Below are 14,557 nucleotides of genomic sequence, written 5' to 3'. Positions count from 1 at the left end.
CTATCCGGCCACCAAGATATAAAAATTTAGGCATTGAGCGCCGCAAGTTGTTTCAGATAGTCATACTGCAAGTCCTCGTGCAACCCCTCGATGGCCTTGGTGATCTTTTTTATCTGCTGGGCGTACAGGTTGATCATTTGGGTGCTCCGGTGGATGGGGATTTTCTGCTCATTCAATTCCCGGCAAAAGAAGATCAATAGCTCCACCTCCACCTCTTTGCTGCCGGCGTAGCGGATGTACTTGTTGGTGGTCCGAAGCACCTTCCGGATCGTCTTTTTCATCAGGTAGGGCTGCGCGTTGGTTTCCTGCAGCTGTTCCCTTATCTCGGCCCTGGCGCCTTCCATATACCCCACGAGGTCATGGGCCTCGAAGAGCAGGAACGTCAGGAGCTCCTTGTTCTCCTTCTTATACTTGGCCAAGCGCAGGCAAAACTCCACCAAATCGCCGGATGACAGGGTCGATAGCTCCTTTTTTAGATCGTGAATGGTTGCAGCTCTCACAGATTATAGTTAACTTGAATTTATACCAAAACGAGAACGTATGAGCTTGAGGAAACCTTTATTCTGCTATCTATTCGCATTAGCTTTTTCCATAATTTATTTTAACGGGGTCGCTCAGACGCTCTCCGTCAAAGGTAAGGTTACGGACGCGTCCACGGGACAACCCATCGACGGAGCCGCGGTCCGGCTGAAAAGCACGGGCCGGGGAACGACGACCAATGCGGAGGGTTTATTTACGTTATCCGCGCCGCCGGGGTCCGTTCTCCAGATCAGCAGCGTCGGCTATGCTGCCATCGAGCTCCCCGTCGCCAGCGGCATGATGGAGATCAAGCTGACGCCGTCGGCGTCGGAGCTGGGCCAGGTAGTCATGGTCGGTTCGCGGCGGCCCAGGGTAAGCACCGAATCCAGCACGCCGGTGGACGTGATCAACATCGGCTCCGTGGCGAACACTACGGCCAAGCCGGACATGACGTCACAGCTGAACATGTCGGTGCCGAGCTTCAACTACAACAAGCAAAGCGGGGGCGACGGGGCCGACGCCATCGACCTGGCGACCCTCCGGGGGCTCGGGCCCGACCAGACGCTGGTGCTGATCAACGGGAAACGCCGCCACCAAACCGCCTTTGTCGCCCTGTTCGGAACCAGGGGCCGGGGTAATTCGGGGACGGACCTGAACGCCATCCCCGAAGCGTCCATCGACCGGGTGGAAATCCTCCGGGACGGGGCTTCCGCGGAATACGGCTCGGACGCCATCGCGGGCGTGATCAACATCATCCTCAAACGGGACGTGAATAAATTCACCGCCTCGGCCGGCTGGTCCGGATACTACGACCATGAGTTCAATGCGCTGAACGCAAAGACCAGTCAGAACCAGTATGTCACCAGCCACTGGCTCGATGGACAGGCCGGCACCCTGGGGCTGCACTACGGAATTCCCCTGGGTCGCAACGGCGGCTTCCTGGACCTCTCCGGCAACTTTTTTGCCCAGGGTAAAACGTTCCGGCAGGTACCGGATACCAACGTCTGGACCAACCCCAAAGCCCTTTCGGTCAACACCGGCCGGCGCGCCAACGGGGATGGCTCCGTGACCTCCGGCGGCGTCATGCTCAACTCCGAAATCCCGCTGGGACCCGCAAAAAAATCCACCTTTTACGCCTTCGGAGGGTACAACTACAAATACTCTAACGTCTACGCGTATAGCCGCAACTTCTCCGGCAGCCCCGGCCGTTTCCCGACCGACGCCAACGGCAATCTGGTGTATGTCCCCGGGATCATGCGCCTGGTCAACCCCAGCGCGCCGGTGGATACCGATCCAAACACCATCACGCCGGACAACGACGTCTACTTCAACCCGCAGGAAGGTGTGCACATCACCGACGGCTCGCTGGCGCTGGGTGTCCGCGGGACCTTCCCCGGCGGCCTGGACTGGGACTTCAGCAACAATACCGGCGGCAACAACTTCCACTACCACGGTATAAAAACCTTTAACGCCTCCCTCGGGGCCGCGGGCGCCAACCGTAACACCTTCAACGACGGTGGCTTCTACCTGATCCAGAACACCACGAACGCGGACTTCTCCAAGCACTACGCCCACGTGGCCTCCGGGCTCACGTTCAGCTTCGGCGCAGAATACCGCTACGAGGTGTACAGCATCTATAAGGGGGAGGAGGCCTCCTACACCAGCTACGCCGCCGGCAAGGCCGCGGGCTCGCAGGGTTTCCCCGGGTTCCAACCCGCGGACGTCGTAAAGGCCAACCGCTCCAACATCGCGGGCTACGCCGAGGGTGAGCTCGACGTCACCAAGGCGTGGTTGATCGACGGGGCGGTACGGCTGGAAAATTACAACGACTTCGGTTTCGTCAACACTTATAAGCTCTCGACCCGGTACAAGATCGCGCCCAACTTCAACATACGCGGTTCGGTCAGCACGGGTTTCCGCGCGCCGTCGCTCCAGCAGATCTACTTCAGCAACACCGAAACCAACGTGCAGGCGGGGTCGATCAGCGTCGTCAAGATCGCGCCCAACGACAACCCCATCACCGAGGCCGCGGGTATCCCAAAATTGAAACAGGAAAAGTCCTTCAACGCCAGCCTCGGGTTTTCATGGAAGGCCGCGCCCGGTCTGACCATCACGGTGGACGGGTACCTGGTCAAGATCAAGGACCGGGTGGTGCTCACCGGGGAATTCGATACGAGCATCCACGCCATCGCACCCATCCTCCAGCAGCTGGGCGTGGACGACGCCCAGTTCTTCGCCAACGCGGTCAACACGACCAACTATGGGCTCGACCTCGTGGCGGATTATACCTGGCATATCAGCAGCCGCGAAAGCCTGCGGTTCCTGCTGGCCGGTAACCTGAACCACATGACCATCGACAAGATCAATATCCCGGCGGCCCTGAGCATCGACTACGACCACCAGCAGACCTTTTTCAGCCAACGGGAGCAGGATTTCGTAAAGGCTTCCGCTCCGCCCGTAAAGACCGACCTGAATGTGGAGTATGACGTCCATAAATTCGGCGTGGGCACGCACCTGACCTATTTTGGCAAGATCGTCCTGCTGGGTTATGGCTATGACAACACCTATCCGCCGGAAGTAGCGCTGGACGCCGACCCGAACACGCTCGTGCCCGAGCAGTTCAACTACCACGGCAAAATGGTAACCGACCTGTACGTGTCCTATAAGTTCTCCAAGCACCTGAGCGCGTCGGCCGGTGTCGACAACCTGTTCAACGTGCACCCAGACCTGGGCGCGGTACCCGGGGCCCACTATTCCGCCTACGACGGGGAAACGGGCGGTCCCTGGGATGCGGTGCAGATGGGCTTCGACGGGCTGCGTATGTTCGCCAGGGTGGGGCTTAGCTTCTAGGTGATTTTCCTATCTTCGTCCCGATGACGAAGTACCTTTTTTTTATAGCCTACGGCAAGGCGGACATCTTTCGGGAATGCAAATACGCCCTGCTGCGGCTGATAGCGGTCTATGAGGCCGCCGGCAAAACTCCTCCGGAAATTATCCTGTACACGGACAGGCCGGAGGAGTTTTCGTTTGTACAGGACCGTTTGACCCTGCATACCCGGAAGACCGGTATGGATCAGATCCAGATATGGAGGGGAAAATACGACTTCGTTTTCCGTCCGAAGATTGAGATGCTGCGCGAAGTGACTCGGACGTTCGAGGGGAAGTTGCTGTATGTGGACTGCGATACCTATTGTCTTCAGACGCTGGACGGGCTCTTCGACACGCTGTCGGATAAGGCGGTGGTGATGCACAATTGCGAGGGGTCCATCGGGGAAGCCGGGAACATCCACCTGAAGAAGTGGCGGTCCTTTTTGAAAAAACAATTGCCGGATGCGCTGGAGATGGATATGTGGAATGCAGGGACGATCGGGTTTTCGCCGATGCATGCCCCGCTGCTGAAGGAAGTGCTCGGCCTGACCGACGGGCTCTACCCGCGCTTCCCACGGCACACCGTGGAGCAGTTCGCCTTCGGGTATACCTTCCAATGGCACGGATTGCGCATCCATGCGGCCGCGCCGTACCTGTTCCACTATTGGAACCTGAAGGAGTTCCGCGTGGTGCTCGAACGGTTTTTTGAAAAATATACCACGCCCGATGAGATGCTGTCCAACAGCGCGCGCATATTACCGGAGATCATACATCCCGACAAGATGGCGTATGAGCGCATCTCTTCGTTCCGTCGCAGGATTATGAAGCTTCGGGGGCGCGACTGGAAGATCGCGCCGTATCTATCGTTGATGGACTAGGAGTTCGGCTAGGACTGCGGGGCGGGCTGGGGTTTGGGACCGCCGCCCTGCGGGGGCCTGGGTCCGCCGCCACGGTGTTGACCACTGCCGCCGCGATTTTGGCCGCCGCCGCCTTTGGGTTTGCCGCCATGATGGCCTTGCGGCCGGCCACCACCTTTTCCTTTGTGTTTGCTGTTGCGACCTCCACCGCCACGACTGCTCTTCGGGTTGTATTCCGGAACGGAGCCGAACTCGTCGGGTACCTTTGCCTTGTTGACTTCCTTGCCGATCAACTGTTCGATCCGGGCGAACTTGCGTTGTTCCTGCTCGGTGATGAACGTATAGGCGGTGCCGTCGGTTTCAGCGCGGGCCGTACGACCGATGCGGTGCACGTAGTCCTCGCCGTCGTTGGGGACGTCGTAGTTGATGACGAGGTCGATGTCGTCGATGTCGATCCCGCGGCTCAGGATATCCGTCGCCACGAGGATCTTCAGTCGTTTGGAGCGGAACTGCGACAGGGCTTCTTCGCGTTGGTTCTGTTCGAGGTCGGAGTGGATCTCGCCCACGGAAAAGTTGGAGCGCTTGAGTTCCCGGTACAGATTCTTTACGTTCTGTATGCGCGAGCAGAAGATCAGCACGCTGTTGAATTCCTTTAGCCGCAGGACGTACTTGATCAGGGGCGCTTTTTGCGGTTCATAGACCACGAAAGCCTGTTGATTGATCCTTTCCGGCGGTTTGGAAATCGCGATGTTGACCTCCAGCGGGTCGTGCAATATGCGACGAGCGAGGTCCCTGATCTTCGGCGGCATGGTCGCGGAGAACAGGAGGTTCTGCCGCTTATCGGGGAGATAGGAGATGATCTGGACGATGTCCTCGTAAAAGCCCATGTCGAGCATGCGGTCGGCTTCGTCGAGGACCAGGTATTTTACGCCACCCGTCTTTACGTAACCCATCCGCAGGTGGGTCAACATACGGCCGGGCGTGCAGATCAGGATATCCACGCCGGTGGACAGCGCCTTTTTTTCCGCGGAAAAAAGACTCCCGTCGCTCCCGCCGTACACCGCAATCGAGCTGATGTCGGTATAATAAAGCATGCCTTCCAGGATTTGCGCGATCTGGATGGCCAGCTCCCGCGTCGGGACGATGACCATGGCGTTCACCTGGTGCACGTCGTGGGGAAGGGTAAGTAATTTATGGATGATGGGCAGGAGAAAGGCAGCCGTTTTGCCGGTGCCGGTTTGGGCGGAGGCGATGATGTCCCTGCCGTCGAGAATGGGGGGGATTACCTGTTCTTGTACGGGGGTGGCCGTTACGTATCCCATCGAATCAATCCCATCCATCAAGTCATCGTCAAAGCCAAAGTCAATAAAATCCAAGGTATGTGCCTGTTTAATTTGGGCAAAGATACGCCGTATCTGCCAAATTGTCGTTATCTATTCTAGCCGGGCCCTGAGTAGGGTCTCCAGGGGTTCCAGGCTGTGCTCGTCCCCTCCCGTACGTTGGTAAACGATCGCGCCGTCCCGCCCGATTGAACCATTGCATGCCATATCGATTATTGGCGCGCAAAACCGCGCCTTTGTCCGCGTCGTACGCCACCCTTAGGGAAAAGTGAAATAGAAATTGTTTACAAAAAATAGCGCAACCGGTTGCGCGTACGGTGTTTGCGCGTTTTGATTAATTTCATGTACGATGACTGCCGAGGGACAACCGGAACTGACGGATGAAATGCTGTGGGCGCGCGCCTCCCGGGGGGACAAGAAGGCCTTTGAAGCGTTGTACAGGCGCCACTGGCCGGCCCTGCTGGACGATGCCTACCGGCGTTTGAAGGTGCGTCAGGAAGCCGAGGAGGTGGTGCAGGATATATTTGTAAGCCTCTATAACCGCCGGGGCGCGCTCGAGATCAGGGACAGCGTGGCCGGCTATCTTCACCGGTCGGTGCAGCTGGCGGTCTATAACAAGGTCCGTTCTTATATAACACAAAGGAATTACCAGCGGCTGGAGGCCTTGCGGTTGACCGGATTTACGGAGGACGCGTTGAGCATCGCCGAGTACCGGGAGCTGAACGACGCCCTGCAGCACACCATCCTCCGGTTGCCGGAAAAGTGCCGGCAGGTTTTTCTCCTGAGCCGGGAACAGGGTCTGGGTTATCGCCAGATTGCCTTGGAGCTCAATATCTCCCCCAACACCGTAGAAAGACACATCAACAAAGCGCTGAAGGTCCTCCGCCGGGAATTCGGGGCCATGGACGCCGCGCCGTTGCTGGCGGTGGCGATGGCCTCTGGGCTGACCGCGGGGCTGATGGCGTAGAAACCGATGGCGTAAAAGCCGTTGGCGTAAAAAAAATTCCCCGCGGCAGTGGGGGTACGCGTCCGCCAGCGGTACAACGGCGTATGGATCTTCATCGACTCACCTATTTACTGGACCGGGCCGCGCGGCTTACCCCCGAAGAAGCGGCGGAGCTGCAAGCCTGGTACCGATCGTTCGACACGGATGACGGGCTCATAGAGCAATTGTCGCCGGAGCAAAAAGCGGCCCTTGGAGAAGCGTTGTGGAGCCGTATCGACGCGGCGACGCCACCGCGCGTGCACCGGCTCCGTTGGCTGCTCCCGTTGGCGGCCTGTCTGGCCGGTGCGGCCATATGGTACGGCGTGCCGCGGCACAGGCCGCGGGTGGTCGGTATCGCACCGGTGGAAATCCCCCCCGGTAAAGACCAGGCTTACCTGCGGCTCGCTAACGGCTCTGTCGTACCGCTCGACAGCGCGGGGTCCGGCCTCGTGGCGATCCAGGGCGGCGTCAGGATCAGGAAACCGGCCGGCGGGGAGCTGGAATACCAGGGCGTCTCCACGGATACGCCATCGGTCAACACGCTGACGACGCCAAAGGGCGGGCAGTACCGGCTCCGGTTGCCGGACGGGACTATGGTTTGGCTGAACGCCGCCTCTACCCTCACCTACCCCACCGTCTTTACCGGCAACGAACGAAGGGTCGCCCTGACCGGAGAGGCCTATTTTGAGGTCGCGGGTGAAGCGGCACGGCCCTTCCGGGTGCAAACGCCCGCCACGGAGGTAACGGTGCTGGGCACTCGCTTCAACCTGATGGCCTATACAAACGAGCCCCGGGAAGTAACGACGCTGCTGGCGGGGGTCGTCGCCGTGCGCACGGGCAACCGGTCGGTCCTCCTCCATCCCGGCGAGCAGGCAGAGGGCGGCGTCGTGACGGCAAAAGCCGACACTGCCCAGGCCGTCGCCTGGAAGAACGGCCTTTTCCAATGCGATGACGTTGCCCTGGCGGTCCTGTTGCGGCAGGCGGCGCGCTGGTATGATATCGACGTGACCTATCCGCCCGGTTCCGCCCGGGAGCGCTTCCATGGCCGGTTGTCCAGGCATGTCAACCTTTCCCAGTTCTTAAAAATCCTCGAGCTCAATGGCGTGTCATTCACCCTGACGGGTAAAACCCTGACCATCCGATAAAGGCCCCCAACAAAAAACCAGGAGCGTTCGCGGCGCCCCTGGCGGGATGTTCGGGCCCCTGTAATCATCCGGTAAGAATCACCACAAAGTAAAACCCAAACACTGCAAAAGTATGAAAGTGCAAACACTACTGGTTATGAAACTGACTGCCGCCCTGATGCTGGCCGCCTGCTTGCAGGTCAGCGCTCACGGGCTTTCACAACGCATCACGATCCAACGGAAGAACGCTCCGCTGGAGACCGTCCTGGAGGAAATCGAGCGCCAGAGCGGCTACCAGTTCTTTTATCGAAGCGAGCTGCTGTCCACGTTCCGGAACGTGGACGTCCGATTAAAGGATGCTTCCCTGAGCGAGGCTTTGTCGGTTTGTCTGAAGGACCTGCCGCTGACCTGGTCCATCGTCGACAAAACCGTCGTCCTACAGGCCAGGCCGGCAGTCCCCGCCGAGGCCACGCCACCCCCGCCACTCCATGTAGGCGGACGGGTCCTCGACGATAAAGGCGTTCCGCTCGAGGGCGCCTCCATCCGGATCAAGGGTACCGACCGCGGAACGGTGACCGATAAGGAAGGACGCTATACGCTGGACGTGCCAGCGGGAGCGGTGCTCATTTTCTCCTACATCGGTTACGACAATACGCAGGAGACTATCCGGAACCGGCCCGTGATCGACGTTACGCTGCACCCCTCTTCACAAGGGCTGAACGACGTGGTGGTCGTGGGTTACGGGACACAACGGAAGGGGAACGTAACCGGATCGGTATCCACGGTGAAGATGGACGACGTCCTGGGCGACCGGCCGGTCAGTACCGTCTCCGAGCTGATGATGAACGTCGTTCCGGGCCTCAACGTCACTTTGCCGTCCGGCCAGCCGGGCGCCTCCACCAGCCTCAATATCCGGGGAGCCACCGACCTCAATATCAGCAATAGCACCATCAGCGCCGGCGGTCCGCTGATCGTTGTGGACAACGTGCCGTTCAACGGCCCGCTAAACCTGATCGACCCGAACGATATCGAGACGGTTACGGTACTCAACGACGCGGGCTCCGCAGCCATCTATGGCGGCCGTTCCGCCTTCGGCGTCATCCTCGTGACGACCAAAAAAGGGCGGAAGAACCAGGCGCCACAGTTCAGCTATAGCAACAACCTGACCATCGCCCGGGCAGTCAACCTGCCGGTCAAGGCCTCGCCCCAACAGTTCCTCCAATCGCTGAAGGACATGGGAACGACGAGCTACTGGTCCGGGCAAAACGTAGCGCTATGGACAAAGCTATATGACTCCATCCAGAACCCGGGTGCGCGGTATCCCAACGGAGTGGACTATATCGGCGGCGTAGGCTACCCCCTGGTGGCTACGGACATGGTGAAAGACCTCCTTGGCCGCAGCGCCTTCCAGATGCAGCACAACCTCTCGGTGACGGGCGGGAGCGACAAAACCACTTACCGCATGGCCTTCGGACACACGGATGAGAACGGCATCCTCGATCCCAGCGCCCACCAGGATTATTTCAAACGCTATAACCTGTCCTCGGCGCTCAGCACCGATGTGACGTCCTGGTTCACCACACAGGTGAACACCAACTATTTCAACGAAGTTTTATCCACCCCTTCCAACAACCAATTCTACAGCGCCGTTACCTATCCCACCCTGGCCCCGATTGCCGACTCCATCGCAGCCGGTAATGGCGTCATGGGCCTCAATGGCACCCCCAAAAACGAAATAACGTATGGGAGCCCCAATGTGTCCAAGAACGGCGACCTCCGGCTCACCGGCCGGGGCGTTTTGCGGCCTTTCCAGGGCTTTACCCTGACAGGGGAATATACCTATGACAACCTGCAAAATAACCAGCAGAACTACAACAAGCAGCTGACGGTCGTGACGCCGGCCAACTTTCAGTCGGCCTACACCGGTACCGGCCTTTACCAGGTGCTCAGTCAGACTACGGTCTACCAATCGTTCAACCTGTATGCAAATTATAACCGTTCTTTTGGCAACCACAACGTAACGGCGATGGCCGGCTTCAACCAGGAAGAAAACACGACGTCCGGTTTCTGGACCGAACGGACCGGCGTCATCGCCCCCGGTCAACCCTCGATCAGCACGGCCACGGGGCCGCTCCAGTCGGCCGATAATTACTCCGCCTATTCGCTGAGAGGGTACTTCGGAAGGCTCGATTACGACTACATGGGCAAGTACCTGCTACAGGTCGCGGGCCGTTATGACGGGTCTTCCAACTTTCCCCCCGGTCATCGCTTTGGCTTTTTCCCTTCAGGGTCCGTTGGCTGGCGGATGTCAAAGGAGGGTTTTATGAGCGCACTGAAGCCCGCCCTGTCCGAGCTGAAGATCCGCGCTTCCTTCGGCAGCGTGGGTAACCAGAATATTTCACCTTATTCGTATATACCTACGATCTCGGGTACCCAGCCGTCCTGGCTGACGGGCACGTCGGCCTACCTGACCGGCTTGTCTTCGCCGGGTATCATCAGCTCGAGCTTTACCTGGGAAAAAGTAGAGACCCTGGACTACGGGGTGGATTTCGGGTTATTCGGCAACAGGCTCACCGGTACCTTTGACTGGTACCGCCGGGACACCCGGAACATCCTTGCCCCCGGGGCCACGCCCCTGCCCGCCGACCTGGGCACCGGCGCCCCGTTGGAAAATACGGCCAGCCTGCGAACCGAAGGATATGGCATTCAGCTGACGTATAGCGATCACATCGGAAATGACGTGCGTTTTCACCTGGGCGTGAACCTGTCGGACAACAAAGCCTGGGTTACCCGGTTTGACGGCAATCCGACGAATTCATTGTCCACCTTTTACGTGGGTCAGCACGTGGGCGATATCTGGGGATATACCACCGACCGCTTTTATACAAGCGACGACTTCGTCTCCGGTACGCTCAACAGCAACCTGACGGGCGGAACGCTCAAGGCCGGCGTACCGCACTTCCAGGGTGAAGCGCCGAATCCGGGGGACATCGTGTACAAGGATTACAGTGGCAAGGGAACGGTTTACCAGGGGCTGAATACACTGGACAGCTCCGGGGACAAACGAATCATTGGCAACAGCAATCCGCGGTATGTCTATGGGATCAACGGCGGTATTTCATACAAGCAACTGTCGTTCAGCTTTGTTATCACCGGGGTTGGGAAGCAGCAGTTGAACATGCCCAGCGTCCTCACCTTTCCGAACTATAACCAGTTCGGGACGGTCTATACGAACGAGCTGAATTACTGGACACCCTCCCATACCAACGCTTTTTACGGCCGCATCTACGACCAGGCGGCCGGGAACCAGTCGTTCAACCAGCAGGTACAGACGCGTTTCCTGCAAAATGGCGCGTACCTGCGCGTCAGCAACCTCACGCTGGACTATGCGCTCCCGGCCCGGATCATCCAGATGGCCCGCCTCCACGGCTTTCATGTTTTTTGCAGCGTGGAAAACCCGTTCTTGTTCGACCATTTGCCCAAAGGGTTGGAGCCAGGGCTGACCGACCAGGGATCGGGTCTTCAATATCCGTATCTAAGGAGGACCTCCTTTGGCGTAAACCTGACTTTCTAACGACCATAATTCAGAACGATGAAAAAATATACATACATCACCCTCTTGTCCGGTCTCCTGTTGGGCGCCTGTCAGAAGGACCTCCTGAACCAGCAGCCCAAAACACAACTCACGGTCGCCAATGCACTGGTCACCTATACCAATTTCCAGACGTATGCCTGGGGGTTGTATGACTACTTTACCGGCTACGGGGGGAACGGCTTTTATCCCGCCAACCTGCTCAGCCAGGAGTGCAACTCGGATAACATGGCGGAGACCCTGATCGGGTATCAATCCGCCTATATCAACGACACCAAGATCATACCCACCACCGGGGGCGCGACGAGCGAGCTCGTGATCTCGGGTTGGGATTTCTCCTACATCCGCCAGGTGAACGTCATGCTCGACGCCATCAACAACGCGCAGCTGGCGGCCGCCGATCAGGCACACTGGCGCAGCGTCGGGTATTTCTTCCGGGCACTGCGGTACTATGACCTGATCGCCGCCTTTGGGGACGTGCCCTGGATCGCGCATACCCTCAACGAAGATTCGACGGCCCAGCTGTTTGGCCCCCGCACGTCGCGGGATACGGTGGCCCAAAACGTCCTGAGCGACCTGGAGTGGGCGGACGCCAATATCGGTACCGGGACGCCGGATGGCGCCAATACCGTCAACCAGGCGTGTATCGACGCGCTCATCTCCCGCTTCGGGCTTTTCGAGGGCACGTACCGGAAGTACCACAACCTACCCAACGCCGATATGTACCTCCAGGCCTGCGCCACATATTCCCAAAAGGTCATGACGCAATACCAGACCTGTATGTCGAGCTATGACCTCGTATACAACTCCCTGACGCTGGCTGGCCAGCCGGGCATTATCCTCTACAAGCTGTATGCGCCCAACCTCACCGACCACGAATTCGGCCCGCGGCTGATGGGCAGCACCTCCGAAAACCTCGACATGACCAAGGACGCAGTGGCCAGCTATCTGTGCGCCGACGGGCGACCGGTTTCGACCAGCGCCGTCTATGCGGGCGACTCGACGATGTTCACCGAGTTCCGGAACCGGGACCGCCGTTTATACTTTACCGTGATCCCGCCCTACACGGTGACCGTGGGTAGCCCGAACTATACCTGGTCGTATACCGCCAATCCGGCGGATGCGGAATACATCCACATGATGGATACGCTCAGCACGCCATCGAACAAACCGCTCCCGATGGTCCAGTGGAGCCAGAACGAGAACACGGGGACGGTCATCAGCGAAGTGCCGCACTTCTATCTCTACAACAACGGCCAGCCACAGGCGATCAGCCAGCTGGGCTATTTCTACTGGAAACAGTTCAACCGGTATCCGCTGGACGCCAGCTCCTATTCCACCACGGCGTGCCCGCTGCTCCGTATCGAGGAGGTCTGGCTGAACTATGCCGAGGCCATGGCGGAGGAAGGCTCGTTTACCCAGGCGGTCGCCGACCAGACCATCAATAAGCTGCGGCCGCGGGCGGGATTGCCTGCCATGACCGTAGCTTCCATCGACGCCGGCTTCGACACCAACCGCGACCCCGACGTCGATCCCGTCCTCTGGGAAATCCGCAGGGAGCGGCGCGTCGAATTGATGGGTGACGGTTTCCGGTTCAACGACCTCAAGCGTTGGGCAAAGGGCGCCTATCTGAACAAACCGCAGTTGGGCGTGCACGTCAGCAACGCCAGCTATGGCAACAAGCTGAGCATCTATGGCGGCGGCCCGTCGGGTTATGTACAATTCTTCCCTGCGCCCGTCGGCTGGCAACCCCAGTATTACCTGGAACCGATACCTTCGCAGGAGCTGACGCTCAACAAGACCCTGAAGCAAAACCCCGGATGGTAATATGAAGACCCTACGCATACTTCTTGGAACGGCGGCCCTGTGGGCTGCCGTTCCGGTTGCGGCACAGCAGGCGCAACACGCACAGCAGCGGCCCAACATCGTTTTTATCCTGGCCGACGACCTCGGCTACGGGGACACGGGACCGTACGGCCAGCAACTGATCCGGACGCCCAATATCGACAAGCTGGCGGCACAGGGGATGACGTTCACCCAGATGTACGCGGGTACGGCGGTCTGCGCGCCGTCGCGGTGCGCGTTGCTCACGGGCAGGCATACCGGGCACGCGTATATCCGGGGCAATAAGGAGATACAACCCGAGGGACAGGAGCCGTTGCCGGACACCACGGTGACGATGGCAGCGGTTCTACACCGCGCGGGGTATGTCACCGGCGCTTTCGGGAAGTGGGGGCTGGGACCCGTCGGCAGCGCCGGCGACCCGGTCCGGCAAGGCTTTGACGAATTCTACGGATACAACTGTCAGCGCGAAGCCCACCGCTATTACCCGTCGCACCTTTGGGACAACGACCGGCGGGTCGACCTGCCGGAAAACGGCCACCTGGAGCGCGAGGCGACGTATGCGCCGGACGTGATCCAGCAAAAGCTCCTGGGTTTTATCGACGCGCACGCGCATGGGCAGCCCTTCTTCCTCTATGCCGCCTACACGCTACCCCACGCGGAGCTGGCGGTCCCGGACGACAGCATCTTCGAATCGTACAAGGGGCGTTTCCCCGAGAAACCGCATCGCGGTAACGACTACGGCCCCCAGGCGGTGGTGGCGGGTTACCAATCACAGCTCTATCCCCAGGCGACGTATGCGGCCATGGTCACCCGGCTGGACCTGTATGTCGGACAGATCATGGCCAGGCTCCGCGCCCTGGGTATCGACAAGAATACGCTCGTCATTTTCACCAGCGACAACGGGCCCTCGGGCGAAGGGGGCAACGACCCCGTTTTTTTCCACAGCGCGGACGGGTTGCGGGGCGCCAAGCGCGACCTCTACGAGGGCGGGATCCGGGAGCCGTTTATCGCGCGTTGGCCGGGGCATGTGCGTGCCGGTAGCCAAAACGCTTTTGTCGGCGCCTTCTGGGATATGATGCCGACGTTCGCGGCGCTGGCCGGGACGCGGTCGCCCTGGACCGATGGTTTGTCCATGGCGCCGACGTTCACGGGCAAGGGTACGCAAACGGTCCATCCCTGGCTGTACTGGGAGTTCCACGAGGACGGCGGCAAGCAGGCCGTGCGGCAGGGACGGTGGAAGGGCGTGCGGACGCAGGTCGACAAGGGCGACAAGTTCGAACTGTTCGATCTGCTGACGGACCCCGGCGAACGGCACGACGTGTCGGCACAGCACCCGGACGTCACCGCTACCCTGACAGGGATCATGCAGGCCGAACACACGCCGTCGGCGCTTTTTCCGTTCGCGGGCGAACACCGAATGCCGTAAA

Annotated in this window: 9 protein-coding genes; 7 read left to right on the top strand and 2 right to left on the bottom strand. The window is 59.4% G+C overall.

Annotated features, from left to right (window positions below; translation table 11 throughout):
• Positions 1-26: 26 nt before the first annotated feature.
• Complete coding sequence (locus VL547_RS01565; protein ID WP_325574445.1) at positions 27-500, bottom strand: hypothetical protein; 474 nt, start codon at positions 498-500, stop codon at positions 27-29.
• Between the two features lie 40 nt (positions 501-540).
• Here VL547_RS01565 and VL547_RS01560 point away from each other — a divergent pair, with 40 nt between their 5' ends.
• Positions 541-3,369 (top strand): TonB-dependent receptor, encoded by a 2,829-nt coding sequence (locus tag VL547_RS01560; RefSeq protein ID WP_325574443.1) that lies wholly within the window; start codon positions 541-543, stop codon positions 3,367-3,369.
• 23 nt (positions 3,370-3,392) lie between these two features.
• On the top strand, positions 3,393-4,265 hold the full coding sequence (locus VL547_RS01555) for a hypothetical protein (protein WP_325574441.1): 873 nt from the start codon (positions 3,393-3,395) through the stop codon (positions 4,263-4,265).
• 8 nt (positions 4,266-4,273) lie between these two features.
• Here the strand turns inward: VL547_RS01555 and VL547_RS01550 are convergent, their stop codons facing one another.
• Entirely contained in the window at positions 4,274-5,620 is a 1,347-nt protein-coding gene (locus VL547_RS01550; protein ID WP_325574439.1) for a DEAD/DEAH box helicase, read from the bottom strand.
• A gap of 313 nt (positions 5,621-5,933) precedes the next feature.
• On the opposite strand from VL547_RS01550, the gene VL547_RS01545 reads away from it, so the two are divergent.
• From VL547_RS01545 to VL547_RS01525, 5 genes are all read left to right on the top strand, one after another.
• On the top strand, positions 5,934-6,551 hold the full coding sequence (locus tag VL547_RS01545) for an RNA polymerase sigma-70 factor (RefSeq protein ID WP_325574437.1): 618 nt from the start codon (positions 5,934-5,936) through the stop codon (positions 6,549-6,551).
• A gap of 83 nt (positions 6,552-6,634) precedes the next feature.
• Positions 6,635-7,714 carry a FecR family protein gene (locus VL547_RS01540; protein ID WP_325574435.1) on the top strand — a complete coding sequence of 360 codons (1,080 nt, stop codon included), beginning with the start codon at positions 6,635-6,637 and terminating at the stop codon, positions 7,712-7,714.
• A 136-nt stretch (positions 7,715-7,850) separates the two neighbouring features.
• Complete coding sequence (locus tag VL547_RS01535; protein ID WP_325574433.1) at positions 7,851-11,267, top strand: TonB-dependent receptor; 3,417 nt, start codon at positions 7,851-7,853, stop codon at positions 11,265-11,267.
• Between the two features lie 18 nt (positions 11,268-11,285).
• Positions 11,286-13,112, top strand: a complete 1,827-nt coding sequence (locus tag VL547_RS01530; protein WP_325574431.1) for a RagB/SusD family nutrient uptake outer membrane protein — start codon at positions 11,286-11,288, stop codon at positions 13,110-13,112.
• A gap of 1 nt (position 13,113) precedes the next feature.
• The gene (locus VL547_RS01525) at positions 13,114-14,556 is read left to right on the top strand and encodes an arylsulfatase (RefSeq protein WP_325574429.1); all 1,443 of its coding nucleotides are present in this window, start codon (positions 13,114-13,116) and stop codon (positions 14,554-14,556) included.
• The last annotated feature ends 1 nt before the right edge of the window (position 14,557 follow it).

Source organism: Dinghuibacter sp., from assembly GCF_035492835.1.
In the GTDB taxonomy this organism is placed as follows: domain Bacteria; phylum Bacteroidota; class Bacteroidia; order Chitinophagales; family Chitinophagaceae; genus Dinghuibacter.
Note: the sequence above shows the minus strand (reverse complement) of the source record. Positions and strands in the feature narration are given on the sequence as shown.

Excerpts from the sequence above, each read along its gene's own strand:
- VL547_RS01545 (WP_325574437.1), top strand. The coding sequence starts at position 5,934 with ATGACTGCCGAGGGACAACCGGAACTGACGGATGAAATGCTGTGGGCG.
- VL547_RS01525 (WP_325574429.1), top strand. The coding sequence starts at position 13,114 with ATGAAGACCCTACGCATACTTCTTGGAACGGCGGCCCTGTGGGCTGCC.
- VL547_RS01555 (WP_325574441.1), top strand. The coding sequence starts at position 3,393 with ATGACGAAGTACCTTTTTTTTATAGCCTACGGCAAGGCGGACATCTTT.
- VL547_RS01535 (WP_325574433.1), top strand. The coding sequence starts at position 7,851 with ATGAAACTGACTGCCGCCCTGATGCTGGCCGCCTGCTTGCAGGTCAGC.
- VL547_RS01540 (WP_325574435.1), top strand. The coding sequence starts at position 6,635 with ATGGATCTTCATCGACTCACCTATTTACTGGACCGGGCCGCGCGGCTT.
- VL547_RS01560 (WP_325574443.1), top strand. The coding sequence starts at position 541 with ATGAGCTTGAGGAAACCTTTATTCTGCTATCTATTCGCATTAGCTTTT.
- VL547_RS01530 (WP_325574431.1), top strand. The coding sequence starts at position 11,286 with ATGAAAAAATATACATACATCACCCTCTTGTCCGGTCTCCTGTTGGGC.